The 22,528-nt window shown below is 73.1% G+C and carries 23 protein-coding genes and 1 pseudogene; 13 read left to right on the plus strand and 11 right to left on the minus strand.

All coding sequences use genetic code 11. The features are described 5' to 3' along the window. Nucleotides 1-147: 147 nt before the first annotated feature. Nucleotides 148-453, plus strand: a complete 306-nt coding sequence (locus MXD57_RS15010) for a PLDc N-terminal domain-containing protein (protein WP_250401918.1) — start codon at nt 148-150, stop codon at nt 451-453. A gap of 156 nt (nt 454-609) precedes the next feature. Here MXD57_RS15010 and MXD57_RS15015 read toward each other — a convergent pair whose 3' ends face one another. Continuing rightward, nucleotides 610-933, minus strand: a complete 324-nt coding sequence (locus tag MXD57_RS15015) for an ArsR/SmtB family transcription factor (RefSeq protein WP_250401919.1) — start codon at nt 931-933, stop codon at nt 610-612. Between the two features lie 131 nt (nt 934-1,064). On the opposite strand from MXD57_RS15015, the gene MXD57_RS15020 reads away from it, so the two are divergent. Continuing rightward, the gene (locus tag MXD57_RS15020; protein ID WP_250401955.1) at nt 1,065-2,039 is read left to right on the plus strand and encodes a quinone oxidoreductase family protein; all 975 of its coding nucleotides are present in this window, start codon (nt 1,065-1,067) and stop codon (nt 2,037-2,039) included. A gap of 70 nt (nt 2,040-2,109) precedes the next feature. Here MXD57_RS15020 and MXD57_RS15025 read toward each other — a convergent pair whose 3' ends face one another. The 8 genes from MXD57_RS15025 to hemL form a co-directional block, all read right to left on the minus strand. Beyond that, complete coding sequence (locus MXD57_RS15025; RefSeq protein ID WP_250401920.1) at nt 2,110-2,559, minus strand: hypothetical protein; 450 nt, start codon at nt 2,557-2,559, stop codon at nt 2,110-2,112. Between the two features lie 25 nt (nt 2,560-2,584). Beyond that, nucleotides 2,585-3,685, minus strand: a complete 1,101-nt coding sequence (gene ccsB / locus MXD57_RS15030; RefSeq protein WP_250401921.1) for a c-type cytochrome biogenesis protein CcsB — start codon at nt 3,683-3,685, stop codon at nt 2,585-2,587. Further along, nucleotides 3,682-5,379 carry a cytochrome c biogenesis protein ResB gene (gene resB / locus MXD57_RS15035; protein ID WP_250401922.1) on the minus strand — a complete coding sequence of 566 codons (1,698 nt, stop codon included), beginning with the start codon at nt 5,377-5,379 and terminating at the stop codon, nt 3,682-3,684. Before resB ends, ccsB begins: the two co-directional genes overlap by 4 nt. A 3-nt stretch (nt 5,380-5,382) precedes the next feature. Then, entirely contained in the window at nt 5,383-6,144 is a 762-nt protein-coding gene (locus MXD57_RS15040; protein WP_250401956.1) for a cytochrome c biogenesis CcdA family protein, read from the minus strand. A gap of 16 nt (nt 6,145-6,160) precedes the next feature. Beyond that, nucleotides 6,161-6,751 (minus strand): TlpA family protein disulfide reductase, encoded by a 591-nt coding sequence (locus MXD57_RS15045; protein ID WP_250401923.1) that lies wholly within the window; start codon nt 6,749-6,751, stop codon nt 6,161-6,163. Nucleotides 6,752-6,854: 103 nt separating this feature from the next. Further along, nucleotides 6,855-8,168: a hypothetical protein gene (locus MXD57_RS15050; RefSeq protein ID WP_250401924.1), complete on the minus strand. Its 1,314-nt coding sequence runs from the start codon at nt 8,166-8,168 to the stop codon at nt 6,855-6,857. Between the two features lie 114 nt (nt 8,169-8,282). After that, nucleotides 8,283-8,987, minus strand: a complete 705-nt coding sequence (locus MXD57_RS15055; protein ID WP_250401925.1) for a histidine phosphatase family protein — start codon at nt 8,985-8,987, stop codon at nt 8,283-8,285. Next, on the minus strand, nt 8,984-10,303 hold the full coding sequence (gene hemL, locus MXD57_RS15060) for a glutamate-1-semialdehyde 2,1-aminomutase (protein WP_250401957.1): 1,320 nt from the start codon (nt 10,301-10,303) through the stop codon (nt 8,984-8,986). Before hemL ends, MXD57_RS15055 begins: the two co-directional genes overlap by 4 nt. 504 nt (nt 10,304-10,807) lie before the next feature. Here hemL and MXD57_RS15065 point away from each other — a divergent pair. The 6 genes and pseudogenes from MXD57_RS15065 to MXD57_RS15090 all read left to right on the plus strand — a co-directional run bounded on the left by MXD57_RS15065 (nt 10,808) and on the right by MXD57_RS15090 (nt 15,384). Further along, complete coding sequence (locus MXD57_RS15065) at nt 10,808-11,245, plus strand: hypothetical protein (protein WP_003974483.1); 438 nt, start codon at nt 10,808-10,810, stop codon at nt 11,243-11,245. Nucleotides 11,246-11,349: 104 nt separating this feature from the next. Next, nucleotides 11,350-11,599, plus strand: a pseudogene (locus MXD57_RS15070) (RNA polymerase subunit sigma-70); the annotation flags it as partial. 277 nt (nt 11,600-11,876) lie between these two features. After that, nucleotides 11,877-12,545, plus strand: a complete 669-nt coding sequence (locus MXD57_RS15075; protein WP_250401926.1) for a DedA family protein — start codon at nt 11,877-11,879, stop codon at nt 12,543-12,545. 109 nt (nt 12,546-12,654) lie between these two features. Beyond that, nucleotides 12,655-13,386, plus strand: coding sequence for a phosphatase PAP2 family protein (locus tag MXD57_RS15080; protein ID WP_250401927.1), 732 nt, complete (start codon nt 12,655-12,657; stop codon nt 13,384-13,386). Beyond that, entirely contained in the window at nt 13,340-14,002 is a 663-nt protein-coding gene (locus MXD57_RS15085; protein ID WP_250401928.1) for a response regulator transcription factor, read from the plus strand. The genes MXD57_RS15080 and MXD57_RS15085 overlap by 47 nt, the downstream gene beginning before the upstream one ends. After that, a complete protein-coding gene (locus tag MXD57_RS15090; protein WP_250401929.1) occupies nt 13,999-15,384 on the plus strand; it encodes a sensor histidine kinase in 1,386 nt (461 codons plus the stop codon). The genes MXD57_RS15085 and MXD57_RS15090 overlap by 4 nt, the downstream gene beginning before the upstream one ends. Here the strand turns inward: MXD57_RS15090 and MXD57_RS15095 are convergent. Beyond that, nucleotides 15,365-16,270, minus strand: coding sequence for a COG4705 family protein (locus MXD57_RS15095; protein WP_250401930.1), 906 nt, complete (start codon nt 16,268-16,270; stop codon nt 15,365-15,367). The genes MXD57_RS15090 and MXD57_RS15095 overlap by 20 nt on opposite strands. Nucleotides 16,271-16,616: 346 nt before the next feature. Here MXD57_RS15095 and MXD57_RS15100 point away from each other — a divergent pair, with 346 nt between their 5' ends. From MXD57_RS15100 to MXD57_RS15120, 5 genes are all read left to right on the plus strand, one after another. Continuing rightward, entirely contained in the window at nt 16,617-17,552 is a 936-nt protein-coding gene (locus tag MXD57_RS15100) for an ABC transporter ATP-binding protein (RefSeq protein WP_250401931.1), read from the plus strand. After that, a complete protein-coding gene (locus tag MXD57_RS15105) occupies nt 17,549-18,409 on the plus strand; it encodes an ABC transporter permease (RefSeq protein ID WP_250401932.1) in 861 nt (286 codons plus the stop codon). The genes MXD57_RS15100 and MXD57_RS15105 overlap by 4 nt, the downstream gene beginning before the upstream one ends. A 26-nt stretch (nt 18,410-18,435) precedes the next feature. Beyond that, entirely contained in the window at nt 18,436-19,731 is a 1,296-nt protein-coding gene (locus MXD57_RS15110) for a sensor histidine kinase (protein WP_250401933.1), read from the plus strand. Beyond that, nucleotides 19,728-20,396 (plus strand): response regulator, encoded by a 669-nt coding sequence (locus tag MXD57_RS15115; protein ID WP_250401934.1) that lies wholly within the window; start codon nt 19,728-19,730, stop codon nt 20,394-20,396. Before MXD57_RS15110 ends, MXD57_RS15115 begins: the two co-directional genes overlap by 4 nt. A 705-nt stretch (nt 20,397-21,101) precedes the next feature. Further along, entirely contained in the window at nt 21,102-22,103 is a 1,002-nt protein-coding gene (locus MXD57_RS15120; RefSeq protein ID WP_250401935.1) for a CorA family divalent cation transporter, read from the plus strand. A gap of 48 nt (nt 22,104-22,151) precedes the next feature. Here the strand turns inward: MXD57_RS15120 and MXD57_RS15125 are convergent, their stop codons facing one another. Continuing rightward, nucleotides 22,152-22,487 carry a hypothetical protein gene (locus tag MXD57_RS15125; protein WP_250401936.1) on the minus strand — a complete coding sequence of 112 codons (336 nt, stop codon included), beginning with the start codon at nt 22,485-22,487 and terminating at the stop codon, nt 22,152-22,154. Between the last annotated feature and the right edge of the window lie 41 nt (nt 22,488-22,528).

Consider the following 22,528-nt stretch of genomic DNA (forward strand, 5'->3'; position numbering starts at 1 on the left):
AGTATCGCCGACGTACCGCTTTGTCCCGCGCCCGCCCCCGCCCGGCCGTGGGGGCGCAGGGGCGCGACCCCCGGGCCGGCACGGCCGTCACCCGATAGCCTGGGCTCGTCGCCGGGGCCGTCCCACACCTTGGGGAGATCGCACGTCATGCTCAGGTATCTGCCGGTCCTGCTGGTGCTGGCACTGTGGATCCACGCCTTCGTCGACTGCCTGAACACCCCCGAGGAAGAGGTGCGCCACCTGCCGAAGGGCGTGTGGCTGCTCGTCGTGCTGCTCTCCGGCTGGATGCTGGTGGGCCCGGTGGCCTGGCTGGTCGCCGGCCGGGTTCGGCAGTCGGCCGCCGCGAACGGCGGCACGGCCGCCGGGCGGGGTCCGGACTCGGGCTGGGTCGCCCCCGACGACAATCCCGAGTTCCTGAAGTCCCTCGAGCGGGACGACCCCGGGAGCGGCTGATCCCGCGGCACCGGACCGGCCCGTCACCCTCGGGGGGCGAGGCCGAGGCGCCGACGCCGCGGGCGGCCGCCGGGCCGGTCCGGAAGGCGGGCGCCGGGGCGTGCTGCCGGTGCGCGCGTCGGCGCCGCCGACGGGCGCGGGCCGACGCGCGCAGGGTCAGTCGCCCCGGAGCACCAGGTCGAGCAGTCCGGGGAAGCGGGCGTCGAACTCCGCCCGCCGCAGCCGGTTCACCCGCTTCGGGCCCTCGTCGCGCTGCTCCACGAGACCGGCGCCGCGCAGCACCGCGAAGTGATGGCTGAGGGCCGCCTTGCCGACCGGCACGTCGAAACTGCCGCAGCTACGGGACCAGTCGGCGGAACCGGCCAGTTCCCGGACGAGCGTGAGGCGCACCGGGTCGGCCAGCGCGGCGAGCGCGGCGGGCACGGGCACCTCGTCGGGGTGGGTGTGCTCCGGGGCGGCCCGGTGACTGCTCGCGGCCATGCCGTTCTCCTCGCCGCGGGGCCGGCCCCGCACCGTTCCCGCTCGTTCCCGCTTGCCGAGTGTTCGATGAGAAGCATACACTCATGAGTGTTCGCTTTTCGTTGAACATCGACCCGAACGGGGAGTCCGGCATGCGCGCGATCGAGTTCCAGCGGTACGGCGGTCCCGAGGTGCTGACGGCGGTGGCGGCCGAGGCGCCCGGGCCGGGACCCGGGCAGGTGAGCGTCGACGTGGCCTGGGCGGGCGTCAACTTCGCCGACCTCAAGGCGCGTTCGGAGGGCTACCGGGTGCCGCGGCTGCCGTTCGTCCCCGGCCTGGAGGTCTCCGGCCGGGTCCGGGCGCTCGGCCCCGGCGTCACGGGCCTGTCCGTCGGCCAGGAGGTGGCGGCCCTCACCGAGGGCGGGGCGTACGCGGAGGTGGTGGTGGCCGAGGCGGCGACCGTCTTCCCGCTCCCGGACGGCATGGACCTTCGCACGGCGGCGGCCCTCCCGACGGTCCTGCCCACGGCCTACGCCCTGCTGCACTCCGTGGGCCGGCTCCAGCCCGGCGGGACGGTGCTCGTCCAGGGCGCGGCCGGCGGAGTCGGCACGGCGGTGGGCCAGTTGGCGCGAGCGGCGGGCGCCGGCGCGGTGTACGGAGTGGTGTCCCGCGCGGCCAAGGCGGCCCACGCCAAGGAGTACGGCTACGACGAGGTGTTCACCGGCGACTTCCGGCAGCGGGTGCGGGAGGCGACCGGCGGCCGGGGCGTGGACCTGGTGCTGGACCCCGTCGGCGGTGACACCCTGCGCGACGGCCTGGCCTCGCTGGCCGTCTTCGGCCGCCTGGTCTCCTTCGGCAACGCGAGCTCGGCCGAGCCGTGGTCCGTCGGCCCGCCCGAGCTGTACCCGCTGGGCGCCTCCGTCTCCGGGTTCTCGATCCTGGCCCTCGCCGGCACGGCCCCGGCCGAGCTGCGCCGCCTGACCGCAGCGGCCTTCGCGAAGGTGGCCGACGGCACGGTGTCGCTGCCGGTGACGGCCGAGTTCGCACTGGAGGAGGCGGCGGACGCGCACCGTCTGATGGGCGCCCGCACGAGCACGGGCAAGCTGCTGCTGCGCGTGGGGGCCTGAGAGCCCGGGTGGGGCCCGGGTGCCCGTCGCCGCGATCCCGCCGCCGCCCGCGACGGACGGCCGCGCGGCGTCAGGTGTACTGCCCGGGCAGGGGCTCCGACGCCTCCCGGTCGGGTGGCGGGGACGGGGTGCCCAGGTTGCCGATCATGCGCTCGAACCTGGTGCGCCAGGCCGTCTCCGCCCCGCCCTCGCCCTGGTACTCGTGGGTGAAGCGCAGCACGCACCCGCCCTGCCGCTCACGCTCCAGGTGGAACCGCAGCCGGCCGCCCGTCACGGCGTACTCGGCGACCCGGTCCACGTCCCACGCGGTGACCCGGCCGGCCCCCAGGTCCCGGAAGGCGACCTCGCCGTCGAGTCTGGGCTCGAGAACGTCGACGGCGGTGAGCCAGCCCCCGAGTCCCGCGGGCGTGGCCACCGCCGTCCAGACCTCTTCCATGGTCCTCGGGAGCCGCACCAGGAAGTGGAGTATGTGCGTGTTCCCGTGCGTCTGGCTGATGCCCTGTTCGATGGAACCGCTCATGGCACCAGTGTCACCGACGGGGCGTTCACACGCCCGCGTACGAGTGCTTGCCGGTGACGAAGATGTTGACGCCGTAATAGTTGAACAGCCAGCAACCGAACGCGATCAGCGCCAGGTAGGCGGCCTTGCGGCCCTTCCAGCCGGCCGTGGCCCGCGCGTGCAGGTAGCAGGCGTAGGCGATCCAGGTGATGAAGGACCAGGTCTCCTTGGGGTCCCAGTTCCAGTAGCGGCCCCAGGCGTCGCCCGCCCAGATCGCGCCCGCGATGATCGTGAAGGTCCACAGCGGGAAGACGGCCGCGTTCACGCGGTAGGCGAACTTGTCCAGCGAGGCCGAGGCGGGCAGCCGCTCCAGCACCGAGCGCGCGAAGGCTCCGGGCTTGCCCCCGGACTCCAGCTTGCTCTCGTAGGAGTCCTTGAACAGGTAGAGGATCGTGGCGACCGCGCCGACGTAGAACACCGCGCCGCAGAAGATCGCGGTGGACACGTGGATGTACAGCCAGTAGGAGTGCAGCGCCGGGACGAGCTGGTCGCTGGCGGTGTACAGCACGGTCACGGCCAGACCGAGGTCCAGCAGGACGGTGGTGACCAGGAACAGGCCGAGCCAGCGCACGTTCTTCCGCAGCGCCAGCAGCGCGAGGTACACGCCGACGGCGACCGTGGAGAAGGTGATGTTGAACTCGTACATGTTGCCCCACGGCGCCCGCTCCACGGAGGCCGCGCGGGCGACGACGCCGGCGAGCTCCACGAGGAAGGCGAGCACGGTGAGCGAGACGGCGATCCGGCCGTACATGTCGCCCTGCTCGTCACCGCCGTGCGCGCCGGGCCCGTCCGGCACGTCCCGCGCACCGGACGCGGAGCGCACGACGACCTTCGGCCGCTCCAGGACGGCGGTCGCGCCGGCGCTCCTGACGGTGACGGCGGGCGCGCCCGCCCCGCGTTCGGCGCCGGCGGTCAGCGCGGCGGCCGTACGGCCGACCTTGCTGCGGCTGCCGAACAGCCACTCCGTGATGTACGCGAAGAAGGCCAGCGTGTAGACGGCCATGGACGAGTAGATCAGTGTGTTGCTGACGCTCGCCAGGTGTTCGTTGGTCGCGGCGGCGAGCTCGGTTGCGGCGGCGAGAGTCACTTCTCGGCCCCTTCGGCAGGTCCAGCGGGGGATGGGGTGGAGTCGTCGTCGGGGTCGGATGCCCCCGGCGCCCGGTCGTAGAGGTTCGCGGCGAGGTCACCCAGCTCCTCAGGCACCTTGGCGGACTCGCTGCGGCCGAGCCCGGCCATCTCGACCACGGTGACACCGTCGGCGCCGCGCACCGCGCGCACCCACACGCGGCGGCGCTGGATGAACAGGGAGGCGGCCAGGCCGAGGATCGCGCCGAGCGCGCCGACGAGCGCCCAGCCACCGCCCGGCTCCTGGACGATCTCGAAGCCGGCCCACTCCTTGACGCCCTTCTCGAGCGTGATCGAGCCGGCGCCGTCGGGGAGCTTCATGGTCTGCCCCGGCTTGAGGTTCCCCCTGAGCTGCCGGCCCTCGGCGTCCTTGAAGCCCTTCATGTGGGTCTTGTCGAGCTGGTACACGCTCTGCGGGATGCCCGAGTTGACCCCGAGGTCGCCGTGGTACGGCTCCAGGTTCAGCACGGGGTTCAGCAGCGCCGGGAACTGCGAGAGCACCGAGGCGCCGCCGCCGTAGGTGGGCAGGAAGAAGGCCCGGACGCCGAGCTGGTCCTTGCCGCCCCTGGCGTCGCGGTAGCCGTCCATCACCTTGATCACGCCCTGCGAGGTGACGTTGCCGTCGAGCGGCAGCAGCGGCACGGCGTCCTGGTAGACGACCTTGCCCCTGCCGTCGCGCACGGTGATGACGGGAGCGTAGCCGTGGCTGACGAGGTAGACCTTGGCGTCGCCGATCTCCAGCGGCTCGTTGACCTTGATGGTGGTCGTCCTGTCCGTGCCGTCCGCGCCCTCGCTGTAGCGGACCTTCGCCTGGAAGGTGCGCGGGGTGCCGCGGTTGGGGCCGGTCAGCTCGTAGGTGCCCTGGAAGTCCTTGAGGCCGAAGCTGAACGGCGACAGGTCGTCGGTGGTGAACAGGCTGCCGGACTTGAAGTCGTCGTACATCGGCAGGGCGTTGGAGAAGCCGTCGCCCTCGACCATCAGCTTGGTGCCGTCCGACTTGTACATCTGGCCCGAGGCGAAGGCGACCAGCAGCACGATCAGCGCGATGTGGAAGACCAGGTTGCCCAGCTCACGGACGTAACCCTTCTCGGCGGCGACGGCGTCACCGGCGACATGGGCCCGGAAGCGGCGCCCGCGCACGAGCGCGAGCGCGGCCTCGCGGACCTGCTCGGGCTCGGCCTCGGTTCGCCAGGTGGTGTAGGCGGGCAGCCGGTCGAGACGCCGGGGCGCGCCCGGCGGACGGCCGCGGAGCTGGCCGACGAACTGCCAGGTGCGCGGGACGATGCAGCCGATGAGGGAGACGAACAGCAGGATGTAGATCGCGGAGAACCACACCGAGCTGTAGACGTGGAAGAGGCCGAGCCGGTCGTAGACCGGCGCGAGCGTGGTGTGGGCCGCGCGGAAGTCGTCGACCTTGGTCGCGTCGGCGCCGGTCTGCGGGATCAGCGAGCCGGGGATCGCGCCGAGCGAGAGCAGCAGGAGCAGCAGCAGCGCCACCCGCATGGAGGTGAGCTGCCGCCAGAACCAGCGGGCCCAGCCGATGACGCCGAGGCCCGGCAGACTCACGGCCTCCTCCTGCGGCGCGGTGGAGAGCCGGGAGCCGGCCGCCCCCAGCTCCTCCTGCTCGGGGCCCTTGTCGGTGTCGGTCGTGCTCATCGATCAGATCCCCACAGTGAAGCCGTCGGACCAGCTCTGCATCTCGTTCACCAGGTGGTCCCAGGCCCCGGTCAGCAGCAGCACACCGGTCACGATCATCATCGTGCCGCCGGCGCGCATCACCCAGACATAGTGGCGCTTGACCCAGCCGAAGGCGCCGAGCGCCTTGCGGAAGGCGACCGCGGTGAGGACGAAGGGCACACCGAGGCCGAGGCAGTAGGCGATCATCAGCACCGCGCCGCGCCCGGCGCTCGACTCGTGCCAGGAGAGGAAGTTCACCGCGGCGAGCGTCGGCCCGATGCAGGGCGTCCAGCCGACGCCGAACAGGGCCCCCAGCAGGGGCGCGCCCACCAGGCCCGCGGTGGGCCGCCTGTGGAAGCGGAACTCGCGCTGGGTGAACCAGGGCATCAGCCCCATGAAGAAGACGCCCAGCAGGATCATGAGCACGCCGAGCACCCGGGACAGGGTGCTCTTGTTGTCCTGGAGGGTCCAGCCGAAGTAGCCGAACAGCGCGCCGCTGGAGATGAACACGGCGCTGAAGCCGAGGACGAACAGCGAGGCACCGGCGACCATGCGGCCCCGTCTGGCCTCGGCGAGGTCGGTGCCGGCGATCCCGGTGACATAGGAGAGGTAGCCGGGGACGAGCGGCAGCACGCAGGGCGAGAAGAAGGAGACCAGGCCGCCGAGCAGCGCGATCGGCAGGGCGACCAGCAGGGCCCCGTTCAGCACGGTGTCGTTCGGGCCGGTTCCGGCGGCGGCCAGCAGGAGAGTCGCGCTCACGTCACTTCTCCGCCAGGACCGGCTTGAGCATCTTCAGCAGCGCGGTGTCGTCGAGCGCCTCCAGCGCCCGCGCGGCGACCTTCCCGTCCTTGTCGATGACGAGCGTGGAGGGGATGAGCTGCGGGTTGAGCGTGCCCTTCTTGAAGCGGAGCATCAGCTTGCCCGTCGGGTCGTACAGGCTCGGGTAGCCGATCCCGTGCTCCTGCTCGAAGGCGAGCGCGGGGGTGGTGCTGGTGTCCCGGGTGTTGATCCCGACGAACTGCACGCCCTTGCCCTCGTAGGCCTTGGAGACCTTGGCGAAGTACTGGGCCTCCTCCCGGCACGGCCCGCACCAGGAACCCCAGACGTTGACGACGACGACCTCGCCCTTGTAGTCGGCGATGTCGAGGGTCTTGCCGTCGATGGTCCTGCCGGACAGGTCGGGCGCGGCGGCCCGGTCGCCCTTGGACGCGGTGTCGATGCCGTTGTTGCCGGTGACGAAGTTGGTGTTGCCGCCTCCGCCGGAGGTGCCGCCGTTGCCGCACGCGGACAGGGTCAGGGCCGCTACGGCGGCCATGGCGCCGAGCAGGACGGCGCGGCTGCGGGTACTCATGTGAAAAGTTTCGCATGCCTGTTCCGGCGATCTCGCGCGCCCCCCTGGTGGGCGGAAAACCGCATTTCAGGAGCTATTTACACGGGGCATTCGGGACAATTCATCATGTCGCGTCACCCGCGGCCGACCCGGTGTCCCGCAGGTACTCCTTCCAGCCCCCGGCCGGCCGCTGCCCCACCTCCAGGGCGCGCAGCCGCGCGAGCACCTCGGGCTTCTGCGCGTCCATCCAGTCCACGAACTGGCGGAAGGAGACGAGGCGCACGTCACCGCCCTTCTCCCTCTCCCGCGCGATGTGCGTGAGGGCCTGCTCGACGGCGTCCATGTAGATGCCGCCGTTCCACTGCTCGAAGTGGTTGCCGATGAAGAGGGGCGCCCGGTTCGTCCCGTACGCCCGCTCGAAGCCCTGGATGTAGGCCTGCGCGGACTGGGTCCGCCAGGCCGCATGGTGGCGGGCGGGCGCGTTGGTCGAGTTGACGGACTGGTTGGCCAGCATGTTGTAGTCCATGGACAGGACCTCGAAGGAACGTCCGGGGAAAGGTATCTGCTGGAGCGGCAGGTCCCAGATCCCCATCCGCTTCAGCGGCCACACCTGGCGGCCGCCCGGCGAGGAGGCGTCGTAGCGCCAGCCCAGCTCACGGGCGGTGGGCAGCAGGTTCTTCTGGCCGAGCAGACAGGGGGTGCGGCCGCCGACCAGTTCCTTGTCGTAGTCGAACGGCAGCGACGGCAGGTCGGTCCATCCGGTGTTGGTCCGCCATTCCTTCACGAAGGCCTTCGCCTGCCGTATCTCGCTCCGCCACTGCTGGGGGGTCCAGTTGCCGACCGAACCCGAACCGGCGCAGAAGTGCCCGTTGAAGTGGGTGCCGATCTCGTGCCCCTCGAGCCAGGCCCGGCGCACGTTGGCCAGGGTCGACCTGATGTGGGGGTCGCTGAGGTAGCCGATGTCGGAGGCGCCGCGCGGGTTGTTCGGGGGCTCGTACAGCCGCTTCTTCGACTCGGGCAGCAGATACAGCCCGGAGAGGAAGAAGGTCATGCTCGCGCCGTGCTCCTTGGCCAGGTCGAGGAAGCGCGGGAAGAGGCCGTTGCCGACCTCACCGGCGCCGTCCCAGGAGAAGACCACGAACTGCGGCGGGGTCCGGCCCGGCTCCAGCGGCTCGGGCTTCGCGGGCTGATGCGGCTGCCGGCCGGTGTACGAGGTCGAGCCGTCGCCGATGGGCCGGGCCGGGCGCGCCGTGCCACGGCCCCGGCCCGCCCCGTCCTTCCCGCCGTCCGCCCGGCCGGAACCGGACGACCCCCCGCCCCCGTCCGAGGACGCGAGGGTTCCGCAGCCCGCGAGCGGGGCCGCGGCCGCCGCGGCCGCGCCGAGGCCCAGTGCTCCCCTGCGGGAGAGCATCCGGCCGGTCCGGGAGGAGGTGCGCATGGATATCCCCGATTCGTCACGTCTGCTGGTGGTCACCCAGTCAGAGGGCATGACGATCGGGGAGGTTCCAATACTTTCTTATGTTTTTCGTAACAGAACAGGCAAAAGGGTGGATCAGGCCCCGAAGGCCTTGCCCTGCGCGGCCCCCGCACCCTTCTGGGGCTTGGCACCGGCCCGGAGATGCACCGGGACCAGGTCGATGGCGGGCTCGGAGTAGCCGACCGAGACGATCCGCTCACCCTGGAAGGTGAAACTCGTCAGCGACGCGAGGGTGCACTGCCGCTTGCGCGGGTCGTGCCACAGCCGCCGCTTCTCGACGTAGGACCGCACGATCCAGATCGGGAGCTGGTGGCTCACCAGCACCGCCTCGTGCCCGCGGGCCCGGTCCCGGGCCGCGTGCAGCGCGCCCATCATGCGCACGACCTGGTCGACGTACGGCTCGCCCCAGGACGGCCGGAACGGGTTGACCAGGTGCTTCCAGTTCTCGGGCTTGCGCAGCGCGCCGTCCCCGACCCCGAAGGTCTTGCCCTGGAAGACGTTGCCGGCCTCGATGAGCCGCGCGTCGGTGGCCAGGTCGAGTCCGTGCGCCTTGGCGATCGGGGCGGCGGTCTCCTGCGCGCGCTCCAGCGGGGAGGCGCAGACGTGGGTGACGTCCCGGGCGGAGAGGTGCTCGGCCACCCGGTCGGCCATCTTCCGGCCCAGCTCGGACAGGTGGTAGCCGGGCAGCCGCCCGTAGAGGATGCCGTCCGGGTTCTCGACCTCGCCGTGCCGCATGACGTGGACGACGGTGATGTCCTTCTCGCTGCCGTTGCTGCTCATGCTGCCGTGGCCTCCGCGGCCGCTCGGGCCGCCGCCGGGAGGGCGTCGGCGATCTTCTGGATGGCCCGCTCGTCGTGGGCCGTGGACACGAACCAGGACTCGAAGGACGACGGCGGCAGGTAGACGCCGTTCGACAGCAGCGAGTGGAAGAAGGCGGTGAAGCGGAACGACTCCTGCCGCTTGGCGTCCTCGTAGTCCCGCACCTGCCGGTCGGTGAAGAACACGGAGAACATGTTGGAGGCGGTCTGCAGCCGGTGCGCGACGCCCTCCTTGCTCAGCGCCTCGGTCACGAGGCCCTGGATCCGGGTGGAGACCGCGTCGACCGTGTCGTACGCGGCGTCGTCGAGCAGCCGGAGCTGGGCCAGCCCGGCGGCGGTGGCGACGGGGTTTCCGGAGAGGGTGCCGGCCTGGTAGACGGGCCCGGCGGGCGCGAGGTGGGCCATGACGTCGGCCCGGCCGCCGAAGGCGGCGGCGGGGAAGCCGCCGCCCATGACCTTTCCGAAGGTCATCAGGTCGGGCTTGACCCCGTCGACGCCGTACCATCCGGCGCGGCTGGTGCGGAAGCCCGTCATCACCTCGTCGGAGATGTACAGGGCGCCGTTCTTCCGGCACGCGTCCTTGAGCCCCTGGTTGAAGCCGGGGGCCGGCGGGACGACACCCATGTTGCCCGGCGAGGCCTCCGTGATGACACAGGCGATCTCGCCCGGGTGCCGGTGGAAGGCCTCCTGCACGGCCTCCAGGTCGTTGTAGGGCAGCACGATCGTGTCGCCCGCCTGGGCGCCGGTGACACCGGGCGTGTCGGGCAGCGCGAAGGTGGCGACGCCGGACCCGGCGGCGGCCAGCAGGGAGTCCACGTGGCCGTGGTAGCAGCCGGAGAACTTGATGACCTTGGACCGCCGGGTGAAGCCCCGGGCCAGCCGGATCGCCGACATGGTCGCCTCGGTGCCGCTGCTGACCAGCCGCACCTCCTCGACGGGCTCCACCCGCGCGACGATCTCCTCGGCGAGGGCGACCTCACCCTCGCCCGGGGTGCCGAAGGACGTGCCGCGGGCGACGGCTTCCTGGACGGCGGCGATCACCTCGGGGTGCGAGTGGCCGAGGATCATCGGTCCCCAGGAGCACACCAGGTCGACGTACTCCCGCCCATCGGCGTCGGTCAGGTACGGCCCCTTGCCGGAGACCATGAACCGGGGCGTACCGCCCACGGCCCGGAAGGCGCGCACCGGCGAGTTCACGCCACCCGGCGTGACGGCCGACGCGCGGTCGAAGAGCGCCTGCGACACGGGCGCTTCGTAGGGATAGGGCAGTTCGCTCATGGCACTCATGACGTGCGGCTTCTCCGGCCTCTCGGACTCCGGTTCGGGTGGTGACCACCTCAGGGTAGGCCGCGCCCCGGGCATCGAGCGGCCGGCCTCGGGGTCACGGCCGCGCCATCTGCGAGACTGAGAGCTGATACACACAGCTCATACGGCACGTAGTGATCAGTGACCGGGTTGATCCCGCGGACTGGTGTTTCACCGCACGTTTCGGCGAGCGGCCGTGGGGGAGGTCACTGACACGATGATCGGGTTGCGCGGCGGGGGCCACGCGTCCTAGAAAAGCAGTCGGGTGGAGATATGCATCGCGGTGGCGGACTGGGCGAGGGGACTGACGACCTGGGTCCTCGGCGCGCCCGGCGGGGAAGACACCGGCGCCAGGTGGAGGAAACGACCGAGACACGTCAGGCCGACGCACGTCAGACTCAGGATGTTCCGGGTGAGCCCGAGCGGAACGACCGGCGGATCGAACGGTCACGGGCGGTAGGCAGAAATGGTGGTCGGGTGGGGGTGACCTACAAGTACTTCGGCGCGCCGGACGGCGCGACGGCGGCCCGCGTCCCCATCTCGATGCGCCCCGAGGAACTCGGCGGCGACGAGCTGGGCATGAACGGCATGTTCACCAAGATCAAGCCGGAGACGATGGCCGCCATGGTGCTGACCGGCATCGAGGGCGTCCCCCTGCACAAGGTGCCACCACTGGAACTGGTCGTCCTGCACCCCGACTACGCCGTGGTCAAGCTCCCGATGACGGTCGTCGACCCGCTCCGCGGCATCGGCGAGGAAGCGGTGGGCGCGGCGGCGTTCATCTGGTCGACGGTCCCGGACCGGGGCGGTCCCCGTGATGCGTTCAACGTGTACCAGTTGCTCCACGAGTGGCAGGACTTCAGCCACCGGCTGCACGAGGCGGGGCATCAGCCGTACTGCCTGGTGTGGCCCTGATCCGGGGTTTCACCGAGAACGGGCGGGGCTTTCGGGCTCCGCCCTTGGCGTCGCCGCGCTCCAGGAAGCGGATGCGGAGGACGGCCGGCACCGAGGCGTGACCGACCGGCCCGGCCGTCGGCTGCCGCGGGTCACGGCTCGTCCCGACCGTGGCGAACGGCTCCCCCGCCTTCGGCCGGTACCGGCCCCGTACGGACGGGACCGGCTACGAGCCCTGGGCGCTCCAGGCCGCCGAGTTCTCCGGCAGCCGTATCACGAGCATCACGTCCTTCCGCGACACCGCGCGCCCCTTCCCCCCTCCTCGGCCTGCCGGAGCGCCTGAGCGCCGAAGCCGGCCCCGGCGTCCCGGCGTGATCGTCCGCCGCCGCCCTCGGCGAGGATGCGGGCGCCCGCGGGTGCGGGCACGGCCGTGGCCGGGCCCGCACCCGGCACGGCCCCGAGCCGGCGGCCGGCCGTCTCCCGGGCTCTTCCCGGGCGGGGTCTTCGGACCCCGCCTTCGCCGTGCCGGGCCGGGCCACGCCGGACCGGGTCCATGGGAATGGCGGCGCGGCCCAGTCGTCTACAGTACCGTAGACAGTCTACGGAACTGTAGACGGCTGGGGTGCGGTGCGCCCGGAGAGGACTCTTGCCGATGACCACACCCGTGGTTCTGTCGTCGCAGCTCGCGGTGAACCCGCTCGACGCGCAGTCACTGCTGGCCGCGTTCGGGGTACTCGGGGTCGGTGTGGTGATGTTCGCCGAGACCGGCCTGCTGGTCGGATTCTTCCTGCCCGGTGACTCCCTGCTGTTCACGGCCGGCCTGCTGTGCACCGGCACCGGGCGGCACGGCGTGCACCTGTCCCTGGGGCCGCTGCTGGCCGCCGCGGCGTTCGGCGCCCTGGCCGGCGCCCAGTGCGGCTATCTGATCGGGCGCCGGGCGGGCGGTGCCCTGCTGGCGCGCAGCCGCTCGGCGCGGCTGCGCGAGGGCGCGGAGCGGGCGGAGGAACTGCTCGGGCGTTACGGACACGCCAAGGCGATCTTCCTGGCGAGGTTCGTGCCGGTGGTGCGGACCGTGCTCAATCCGCTGGCGGGCGCCCTGGAGGTGCCCCTGCGGGCGTTCACCGTCTGGCAGGTCGTCGGCGGCCTGGTGTGGAGCCTCGGCCTGACCCTGGCGGGCTACGCGCTGGGCTCCTCGATCCCGAACGTCGACCGCTATCTGCTCCCGCTGGTCGCGCTGATCGTCGTGGTGTCGCTGGTTCCGCTCGCCGCCGAGCTGTACCGGGGCCGCGGGCGGGCCGAGGAGAAGGAGGTCCGCGGATGATCCCCGCCCTCGCCGGGACGCCGCTCGACGGCTGCGCGCCCGCGCTCCGGCACCGGTGTCCGGCGCCGGAGGGCCGGACGGCCGCGCCGCGTCCACCGCTGCGCCCCTCGTGAAACGCGAGGACACCGCCGAACTGGCCGGCAGCACCGGCCTCGGCGCGTGGGCGGCGTTCATCGTGCTGGCCATGGTCGTCGCCGGCCGGGGCGGTTCGCCGCTGTGGCTGGACGACGCCGGCCTCGCCTGGGCGGTCGGCCACCGCCCCGACCTGGCCGTGGCCGTGGCACGCGGCGTGACCGGCACCGGTACGGGCGTCGTCCCCTACGTCCTCGCGGCCGTGGCCGGCGTCGTGGCGGGACGCACCGGGCGGCAGCGGCTGCTCGCGGCCGCGCTCTGCCTCGCCTGCCTCGGACTCGGCCAGGCGCTGCGGTACGGCGTGATGGAACTGGTCCACCGGCCGCGCCCACCGCACGGGGACTGGGCGACCCACGCGAGCGGCTGGGCGTTCCCGTCCGGGCACACCACCACGGCCGCCCTCACCGCCGGGATACTGATCGTCGCGCTGACCCTGCGCGCCCCGCGCGGGGGCACGGCACTGCGGGTCGCCGTCGGCTGCTGGGGTCTGCTGGTGGGCCTGAGCCGCTGCTATCTCGGCGTGCACTGGCTCACCGACGTCATGGGCGGCTGGCTGTTCGCCGCGGGCTGGCTCGGGGCGTGCCTGTGCGCGGCCGCCCACCTGCCGCCCGCCTCCTTCCCCACCCGCCCGACCGATCCGGCCGCGAGGCAGACGGAGGACCATGCGCCCCAGGATCCTGGTGGTCGAGGACGATCACGCCCTGCGTGACGTGCTGCGCCGCGGCCTGTACGAGGAGGACTTCGACCCGGTCCCGGCCGCGGACGGCGCGACCGCCCTGCGGCTGGCCACCGCCGGCGTCGCGGCGGTCGTCCTGGACGTCGGCCTGCCCGACGCGGACGGCCGGGACGTGTGCCAGGCGATGCGGGCCAACGGCTGCCTCGCCCCGGTGATCTTCCTGACCGCCCGGCACCGGCTCACCGATCGCCTGGCGGGGTTCTCCGCCGGGGGCGACGACTACCTGCCCAAGCCCTTCCACCTCGCCGAACTCGCCGCCCGGCTGAGAGCCGTACTCAAACGGAACCCCGCGCACGAGGTGGTCTCGGCCGGTGACCTGGTCCTCGACGCGGTGGACCACCTGATGACCGTGCACGGCACCCGGGTCGCCCTGTCCCCCACCGAGTTCCGGCTGCTGGCCACCCTCGTCGCCGCGGACGGCACCCTCGTGCGCCGCCGTGACCTGGTGCGGGCCGGCTGGCCCGAGGGCGCGCAGGTCAGCGACAACACGCTGGACCAGTACCTGAGCCGGCTGCGCCGCAAGCTGCGCGAGGCCGGCAGCGGCCGGACGGTCGGCACCGCGCGCGGAGTCGGGCACCGCCTGTCATGAACCGTGCCTCACGTACCCCGCGCCGCCTCGCCCCGCGCACTCTCCGCGGCCGCCTCTCCCTGGTGGCGCTGACCACCGCCGCCCTGCTGATGACGATCCTGACCGTGCTGTTCAACACCGTGATGGACCGTCGTCTGCGGCACCAGGCGGACGACGAACTGCGCAGCCGGGCGGCGGCCGTCGCCGCCACCGTCGACACCACGGGACGCCGGGCGCGTGTCCTGGAAACCGTCAACGACCGTCTGCTCGACACGAATGTGTGGATCTACGCCGGCACCCGGCTGCTGGAGAGACCGCCGTCCGCCGAGGCGGGCAGCCCGCCGGCCCGGGCCGCCGGCCGGCTGGCCTCGCGGGGCGGGGACGCCTGCGCGACCGTCCTGGACCTCGGCCGCCGGCCCGTCCGGCTGTGCTCCCGGACCGTCCCCGGCCGGCGTGCCGCTGCCACCGTCGTCACCGCCCTGGACCTGACCCCGTACCGCGGTTCGGCCGACACCCTGCTGGTGGGGTCGCTCCTGCTGGACGTCGTGATGCTCGGCTGCACCTACGTGCTCACCCGCCTGTCCGTCGGCCGGGCCCTGCGCCCGGTGCGGACGATGACCGACCGGGCCGCGCGGTGGAGCGCGGTGGGCTCGGACCAGCGCTTCGGCACGGAGGACCATCCGGCCGAACTCGCCCGCCTGGGCGCCTCCCTGGACGCGCTGCTGGACCGCATACGCACCGTCCTGCGCCACGAGCGGCAGCTCACCGCGGAGCTGTCCCACGAACTGCGCACGCCGCTCACCCGGATCGTCATGGAACTCGACTGGTGGCGGGCGCGTCCCCGCACGGACGCCGAGACGAACACCGCCCAGGAGACGATCGCGGAGGCCGCCCGGTCCATGCGCACGATCTGCGACACGCTCCTGGACGACGCCCGCGAGAACGCGCTCGCCCCCGCGACGGCCCCCGGCACGACCGACGTCGTGCCCGTCCTGGACCGCCTGCTCCGGCGCCTCGACACACCGGGCCGGGTCAGGACGGCGCTGGAGGCGCGAACGCCGGCGCTGGAGGCGGGAGTCGCGCCCGCCCACCTCGAACGCATCCTCAGTCCGCTGCTCACCAACGCCGCCCGCTACGCCCGTTCGCGCGTGACGGTGTCCGCGCGGCACGTCCCCGGCGCCGTGCTGATCGACGTCGTCGACGACGGCCCCGGTGTCCCGGAGACGTTCGGGGGCGAGCTGTTCCAGCCCGGCCGGCGCGCCGATCCCGGCGACGGGCACGACGGCGCGGGCCTGGGGCTGCCGCTCGCGCGGCGGCTGGCCCGCGCCGTCGGCGGGGAGGTGTCCCACGACCCCGCGCACGGGCCCGGGGCCAGGTTCACGGTCAGCCTGCCCGCCGGGTGACCGGGGTCCGCTCCTCCCCCACCGGCCGGGCGGCGGCGGACCGGCGCTCCCGCACCTGCGCGTACGCCATCAGTGTGAACAGGACGGCGAGGAGGACGGCGGACGAGCCCGCCGTACCCAGGTCCAGGCCGCCCTTGGCGACCGGCTTGGTGAGGAGGTCGCCCGCGGTGGCCCCCAGCGGGCGGGTGAGGACGAAGGCGATCCAGAACAGCAGGACGTTCGGCACCACGGGCACCTTCGTCAGCACCAGGAGCACGCCGAGCAGCCCGGTCACGAGCAGTGCGCCACCGGCGTAGCCGAGGCCGGAGCTGTCGGAGAGGAAGTCGCCCGCGGAGGTGCCGAGCGTGTTCGACACCAGGATCGCCGACCAGAACAGGGCCTCACCCCTGAAGGTGACGATGTCGCGGATCTGGAACGTCGCCCCGCTCAGCTTCCAGACGGCGAAGATCGCCAGCAGGACCGAGATCAGGACGGCCGCCCCGGCGGGGTAGCCCAGACCGAGGCCCTGGGGGCCCCAGCCCAGTCTCGTCGTGCCCGCCGCGAGGTACCCGGTGCCGGCGTCGCGGTTCATGAAGTCGGACATCGTGGTGCCGGCCATGCTGGTCGACAGGATCACCGTCCAGTAGAGGAACGGGTGGTAGCGGCTGGACCGGAGCTGGACCACCAGCGTCACCACGAAGACCAGGAACAGCGCGATCGTCGTGAGGAAGTAGCCCAGCTTCAGGGTCTGTGCGAAGAGGTCGCCCGCCGTCTCGCCCAGGGTCGTCGCGGCGATCTTCATGACCCAGAACGCCGACGTGGCCTCGGGCAGCTTCTTCGTCACCGACTCGGCCGTGTGCGACGCGCTCGCCGCGTCGAGGCCGGTGAGGACCTCCGGTTGCTCCACTTCAGCTCTCCCGTCGGGTCGGAGCGACAGGGCGCTCGCCCTCGGGAGACGGGACGAGCGCCCGCGAGATCGAGCCGGCCGCCGACGGCGTCCGTGGTCACCGACCGTGGCACGAAGTACCTGAACGCGTCCTGAACACCTGCCGGGCGGCGGCTCAGTCCCGGCACCGGGCCCCTCCCCTCCCCGTCGCTCCACGCGCACACCGCCGGGTCGTAGTACCCCGGTACCACCCGCCGTGCGGGCTTCGGCCCCCGGTACCACCGAATTCGGACATATCGGCCCTAGCGTTGCGGAGGAGGCGTCGGGCGGGCCGGCCGCCGCAGCCCCCGAACGAGGGAGAACGCGAATGATCGACGCACAGCGGCTCACCAAGAGGTACGGCGGGAAGACGGCCGTGGACGGGCTGGGCTTCACGGTGAGACCGGGGACGGTGACCGGCTTCCTGGGGCCCAACGGCGCGGGCAAGTCCACGACGATGCGCATGATCGTCGGGCTGGACGCCCCGACGAGCGGCTCCGTCACGGTGAACGGACGGCGCTACGCCCGCCACCGGGCACCGCTGCAGGAGGTCGGGGTGCTGCTGGAGGCGAGGTCGGTCCACCCCGGGCGCTCGGCCCGCGGCCACCTCAGGGCCCTCGCGCTCACCCACGGCATTCCGCGCCGCCGGGTCGACGAGGTCGTCGAACTGGCCGGTCTCGGCAGCGTCGCGAAGAAGCGGGCGGGCGCCTTCTCCCTGGGTATGGGACAGCGCCTGGGCATCGCCGCCGCACTGCTCGGCGACCCGCAGACGGTGATGCTGGACGAGCCCGTCAACGGCCTGGACCCCGAGGGCGTGCGCTGGATCAGGAACCTGCTCACCTCCCTCGCCGCCGAGGGGCGCACGGTCTTCGTCTCCTCGCACCTGATGAGCGAGGTGTCGCTGGTGGCGGACCACCTGATCATCGTGGGACGCGGGCGGCTGCTGGCCGACACGACCGTGCGGGACCTGGTCCGCGAGGCGGGCGGCGACAGCGTGAAGGTCGCGACGGCCGACCCCGCGCGGCTGCGGGACGTGCTGGCCGGACCCGGCGTGGAGGTCACCGGCCGCGTCGGTTCCGAGGAACTGCAGGTGACCGGGGTGTCCGCACGCGAGATCGGGCTGAAGGCCGCCGAGCACGGGATCCCCCTGTTCGAGCTGACCTCGAAGGCGGTGTCGCTGGAGGAGGCGTTCATGGAACTGACCCGGGACGCCGTGGAGTACCACGGCGCCGCGACCGGCGAGACCTCCGGGAGCGCGGCATGAGCACGCTCACGGCCACTCACGAGACCCCCGAGACCCCCGAGACCGCTCCGGCCGGTCGGGGCCGGCCCGCCTACCGGGTGACCGGACGACGCGTGCTGTCCTCCGAGTGGGCCAAACTCTGGTCCCTGCGCTCCACCTGGATCACCCTCGGCCTCGGCCTGCTGTTCCTCGTCGCCTTCGGCGTCATCGCCGCGAGCCACTACAGGTCCGGTCCGGGCTCGGGCCGGCCCGCGGAGCGCGACTTCGCCGACGCGACGGCCGTGAGCCTGTCGCTGTTCGGCACGAACTTCGCCCAGTTGGCCCTCGGCGTGCTCGGCGTGCTGGTCACGGCGGGCGAGTACGCCACCGGGATGATCCGCTCGACCATGGCCGCGGTGCCGCGCCGGCTGCCCGTGCTGTGGTCCAAGGCCGCGGTGTACGGAGTGGTCGCACTGGCGGTCGCCACCGTGGGCGCGTTCGCCGCCTTCCTCGTCGGCAGCCGGATCGTCTCCGGCACGCCGGCCGCCATGGGACTCGGCCACGCGGGCGTCGTACGCAGTCTGCTGGGCGCCGGGCTCTACCTCGGCCTGGTCGGCGTGATCGGCTCCGCCCTGGGCGCGCTGCTGCGGTCGGTGGCGGGCGGCGTCTCGGTGCTCGTGGCCGCGTTCCTGCTCGTCCCCGGGCTGGTCACCCTGCTGCCCAGCTCGTGGCAGGCGGACATCGACCCCTACCTGCCGAGCCACGCGGGCCAGGCGGTCTTCGCCCTGACCCACGACTCGACCACCCTCTCGCCGGGGGCCGGGCTCCTGGTCCTCCTCGGCTGGACGGCCCTGGCGCTGGGCGGGGCGGCGTACCGGCTGTTGCGCAGCGACGTGTGAGGGGCGGGCGGCCGCATCATGGGCCGATGACCTACGTGACCGCCGAGGACCTCGGCGCGATGGGTCCGCTGGTCGCCCGGCTCGGCCGGGCCGGCCGGCGGCTCCGGCACGCCGACCGGACCCGTCCGTGGGTCCTGGACGCCGCGGTGGTGGTCCTGGTGTTCTCGCTGTTCTGCCTGCCGGACCTGTTGCACGCGATCGGCGGGCACGGCGACGGACCGCACCGCTTCCGCGTGGCGTTCACCCGACTCCCCGTGGCGGGCACGGCCGCCCTTCAGGCCGGGCTGGTAGTGCCGCTGCTGTGGCGCCGCCGGGCACCCGCCGCCGCGTTCGGCGCGGTGACGGCCGTGTTCGTCCTCCAGTGGTCGCTGGGCGCCGCGCTCCGTGCGGACGTCGCGCTCTTCGTCGCCCTGTACAGCCTGGCCCTGCACGGGCCGCTGCGGCAGCTCCCCTGGGCCTGTGCGGTCCTGGCGGGTGCGCTGGCCCTGGTCGCGGCGCGGGTCTCGGCGGCGGTACCGGTCTCGGACGCGCTCTTCTTCCTGCTCAGCACCGCCACCGCGGCCCTCGCGCTCGGTCTGATGATCCGCATCCGGCGGGCCCAGCTCGCCGGGCTGCGGGACCGCGCGGCGCGGCTGGAGGTCGAACGCGACCAGCGCGGCCGGCTGGCCGTCGCGGCCGAACGGGCGCGGGTGGCCCGGGAGATGCACGACATCGTCGGCCACAACCTGTCCGTCGTCATCACGCTCGCCGACGCCGGCGCCTACGCCACCGCCGCCGCCCCGGAGCGCGGGGAGGAGGCTCTGCGCCTCATCGGCGACACCGGCCGTCAGGCCCTGCGCGAACTGCGCCGGGTGCTCGGCGTGCTGCGCGAGGAGGAGGGCCCGCGGACCGGGCCAGAGCTGAGTCCGCAGCCGGGTCTCGCGGACGTCGACGCGCTGTGCGAGGGGGTGCGGGCCGCGGGCCTGGAGGTCGTCTACCGTACGGCCGGCGACGTCGACGCCCTGGACAGCGGGGTGCAGCTCACGGTCTACCGCATCGTGCAGGAGGCCCTGACGAACACCCTGAAGCACGCCGGGGCCGGTGCCCGCGCGGACCTGGCGATCGTCGTGGAGGACGCGCGGCTGACGATCGCGGTCCAGGACTCCGGTCCGCCCGCCGCGGCCGGCCGTCCCGGCAGGGCGAACGGGGAAGGACACGGACTGATGGGCATGCGGGAACGGGCGGCCCTCCATCGAGGGCACGTCAGCGCGGGTCCCCTGGGCCCGGGTTGGACGGTGCGCGCCGCCCTCGACCTCGGCCCCCGGGGCGGTGCGGCCGGATGACCACCGTGCTCGTCGTGGACGACCAGCCCCTCCAGCGCTACGGCTTCCGCATGCTGCTGGACTCCGTGCCCGGTACCGAGGTGGTCGGCGAGGCAGCGCACGGCACCGAGGCCGTGCGCAAGGCCGCCGAACTGCGCCCCGACGTCGTCCTGATGGACGTGCGCATGCCGGGTATGGACGGCATCGAGGCCACGCGCCGCATCGTCGCCACGGGCGGCCGTTCCCGGGTCCTCGTCCTGACCACCTTCGACCTCGACGAGTACGTCCACGCGGCCCTGCGCGCCGGGGCCAGCGGTTTCCTGCTGAAGGACGCCCGCCCCGAGGAACTCCTCGCCGGCATCCGCGCCGTGGCCGCCGGCGACGCGGTGATCGCGCCCGCGCTCACCCGCCGCCTGCTGCGGGAGTTCGCCCGGCTCGTACCCGTCGGCGGCGACGGCTCCGAGGGGGATCCGCGTCTGGGCGCCCTCACCGACCGCGAACGGGAGATCCTCGTCGCCATCGGCAGGGGGTGGACCAACAGCGAGATCGCCGCGCGTTTCGTGCTGTCGGAGTCCACGGTGAAGACGCACGTCGGCCGAGTGCTGGCCAAGATCGGCGCCCGGGACCGCATTCAGGCGGTGATCTTCGCCTACGACCACGGGCTGGCCCGGCCTCAAGCGGGCTAGTGCCGCGTCAGCCGAGGTTCGCCCGTCGAGGAGCGGTGTCCGGTGGGTGCGCCCGGCGTGCCGGCAGGCCCTCGTACCGGGCGTACTCGGGCTCTCGGCCGGTGCGGCGGCAGTGCCCGCCGGGCGTCGCGACGGGGCTGACCTCGGCTGACGCGGCACCGGGTGTGCTGTCCGGGGGGAGGGTTTGCCGCCGGACGTCGTGAGCCGTCGTGAGCCGGTGGGCCTCTCCGGTCACGGCACGCGGACGATCGCCTGCGCCGGGCCGGAGGGGTCGCCGCAGCGCAGGCCCTGGGCCCCGGGCGTACCGGCCGGTGCGGGCCGGTGGCGGACGGCCCCGGACGCGGCGGACGACCTGGGAAGGAACGATGGACGGCCCGGGGGGACGGCCCAGGGGCCGGTGGCCCGCCCGGGACCGGTGAACGGCCCGGGGGACAACTCCGGGGCCGGCTGGTGGCCCGCCCGGCGCGGTGAACGACCCTGGGGCAGTAGACGGCCCGGGGCGGCCGCGGACTCCTCGGCGGGCCGGCCGCACGGGTCCCCTGGCGCCGTGCCCGGCGGTCTGCCGGAAGCCGCCGGCGCGGTCCGGCACGGCCTCGCGCTCATCCGTCCGGGGTACCCGCCGCCGCGCCCGCGTGTGTCCGCGGCCGGCGGCGGGTCAGGGTGCGCACCGTGGGAGCCAAGGAACCGGGATCTCGGCGAGGACAGATGATCGTATCGGTGGTGTCGATGCCCGGCGGGGCCGCCACGCGTACGGGCCTGGCGCAGGCGCGTGAGCTCCTGGCCGCCTCCTCCTTCCTGCTGGTCGACGTCCAGCTCCCGGACGAGCCGGCGGCCGACGCACGCGCGGTCGTCGGCGGGCTGGGCCTGGAGTCCGAGTGCCCGCCGTGGTTCGGCAGGGCGGGCGAGCCGGTGCGGGCCCAGTTCCTCGGCGACCGGGCCGGTTTCGTCGTTCCCGTCGTCCAGGGCGGGCGGGTCGTCCACGTGCACGTCATGGCGACGGAGCGGCACCTGGTCACGCTGCACCGGGGGCCGGCCCGGGCGCTGGAGAGCGTCCTCGCCCGGCTCGGCGAGGAGAACCCGTCCGACCCCTCGGCCGTGCTGTTCCTGCTGCTCCAGGAGGCCCTGGACACCTTCCGCCGGGCCGCGGTGGCGGACCTGCTGCTGGTGGAGGACCTCGAGGACGAGATGTTCGAGCGGCGGCGCCCCGACCAGGTCTACCGCCTGGCAAGGCTGCGGCGGCGCGCCGCGCTGCTGCACCACACTCTGCTGCCCTACCTGCAGGTGACGGACGAGGTGATCATGCGCAGGATGCTCAGCCGGGACTTCCCCGAGGACCGCCGGCACCTCGCCCAGGAGTTCCAGCACATCGGCCGGCTGGTGCTCACCGACATCCAGTCCCTGCAGGAGGCCACCCGGCGCGCCTTCGCCAGCTACGCCTCGCTGGTGTCGGGCGAGCAGAACGGGGTGATCAACCGGCTCGCCATCGTGTCCACGATCTTCCTGCCGCTGACCTTCCTGACCGGCTACTTCGGGATGAACTTCAGCTACCTCACGGACGAGATGGAGAGCAGGGCCGTCTTCTGGCTGCTCGCCGTGGCGCTGCAGGCGGCGGTGCTGGGCGGCGCGCTGTACGTACTGCACCGCACCCACATCTGGCGCAGGCTGCGCGACGACGAGGGCAGGGACGAGGGGACGCGGGGACCGTGAGCGCCGCGCCCGGGGTCCGCGCGGGAGCCGCCCGGCGGCCCGCCCGGGTCACCCGGGGGCGAAGGAGAAGCTGCGCCACGGCCCGGTGGACCTGACCACCTCGTCCGAGCCCTGCATGTCCAGGTAGGTGCCCTCCTGACCCTGCGGCGCGGTGCAGTCGGGCGTCTTGTACAGCAGGATGCTGTTCTGCGTGAAGTTGTCGACGCGGGTGACGTCCGCGCGGAAGCGGTGGCACCCCTCGGTCGACGGGTTCGTGAAGGTCTGCACCGCTCTGGCGCCGTCGTGCCCGGTGATCGTGCCGGACGCCTGGTCCTGGCAGGCGGCCAGCGCCACCCCGGACAGCGCGACGCAGGCGAGCGCGGCCAGCGGACGTGAAACACGCATCGGTCCTCCTGCGTGTACCGGAAGAGCCTGTACGGAGAGCC

It is taken from the genome of Streptomyces cellostaticus (assembly GCF_023630175.1).
Classification (GTDB): Bacteria; Actinomycetota; Actinomycetes; order Streptomycetales; family Streptomycetaceae; genus Streptomyces; species Streptomyces cellostaticus_A.

Bases quoted from the DNA above. Each gene is read 5' to 3' on its own strand.
- MXD57_RS15045 (WP_250401923.1), bottom strand. From the start codon at position 6,751: ATGAGTACCCGCAGCCGCGCCGTCCTGCTCGGCGCCATGGCCGCCGTA.
- MXD57_RS15010 (WP_250401918.1), top strand. From the start codon at position 148: ATGCTCAGGTATCTGCCGGTCCTGCTGGTGCTGGCACTGTGGATCCAC.
- MXD57_RS15015 (WP_250401919.1), bottom strand. From the start codon at position 933: ATGGCCGCGAGCAGTCACCGGGCCGCCCCGGAGCACACCCACCCCGAC.
- MXD57_RS15020 (WP_250401955.1), top strand. From the start codon at position 1,065: ATGCGCGCGATCGAGTTCCAGCGGTACGGCGGTCCCGAGGTGCTGACG.
- MXD57_RS15120 (WP_250401935.1), top strand. From the start codon at position 21,102: ATGATCGTATCGGTGGTGTCGATGCCCGGCGGGGCCGCCACGCGTACG.
- MXD57_RS15025 (WP_250401920.1), bottom strand. From the start codon at position 2,559: ATGAGCGGTTCCATCGAACAGGGCATCAGCCAGACGCACGGGAACACG.
- hemL (WP_250401957.1), bottom strand. From the start codon at position 10,303: ATGAGCGAACTGCCCTATCCCTACGAAGCGCCCGTGTCGCAGGCGCTC.
- MXD57_RS15110 (WP_250401933.1), top strand. From the start codon at position 18,436: ATGACCTACGTGACCGCCGAGGACCTCGGCGCGATGGGTCCGCTGGTC.
- MXD57_RS15085 (WP_250401928.1), top strand. From the start codon at position 13,340: ATGCGCCCCAGGATCCTGGTGGTCGAGGACGATCACGCCCTGCGTGAC.
- MXD57_RS15125 (WP_250401936.1), bottom strand. From the start codon at position 22,487: ATGCGTGTTTCACGTCCGCTGGCCGCGCTCGCCTGCGTCGCGCTGTCC.
- MXD57_RS15090 (WP_250401929.1), top strand. From the start codon at position 13,999: ATGAACCGTGCCTCACGTACCCCGCGCCGCCTCGCCCCGCGCACTCTC.
- resB (WP_250401922.1), bottom strand. From the start codon at position 5,379: ATGAGCACGACCGACACCGACAAGGGCCCCGAGCAGGAGGAGCTGGGG.
- MXD57_RS15075 (WP_250401926.1), top strand. From the start codon at position 11,877: ATGACCACACCCGTGGTTCTGTCGTCGCAGCTCGCGGTGAACCCGCTC.
- MXD57_RS15050 (WP_250401924.1), bottom strand. From the start codon at position 8,168: ATGCGCACCTCCTCCCGGACCGGCCGGATGCTCTCCCGCAGGGGAGCA.
- MXD57_RS15100 (WP_250401931.1), top strand. From the start codon at position 16,617: ATGATCGACGCACAGCGGCTCACCAAGAGGTACGGCGGGAAGACGGCC.
- MXD57_RS15105 (WP_250401932.1), top strand. From the start codon at position 17,549: ATGAGCACGCTCACGGCCACTCACGAGACCCCCGAGACCCCCGAGACC.
- MXD57_RS15115 (WP_250401934.1), top strand. From the start codon at position 19,728: ATGACCACCGTGCTCGTCGTGGACGACCAGCCCCTCCAGCGCTACGGC.
- MXD57_RS15055 (WP_250401925.1), bottom strand. From the start codon at position 8,987: ATGAGCAGCAACGGCAGCGAGAAGGACATCACCGTCGTCCACGTCATG.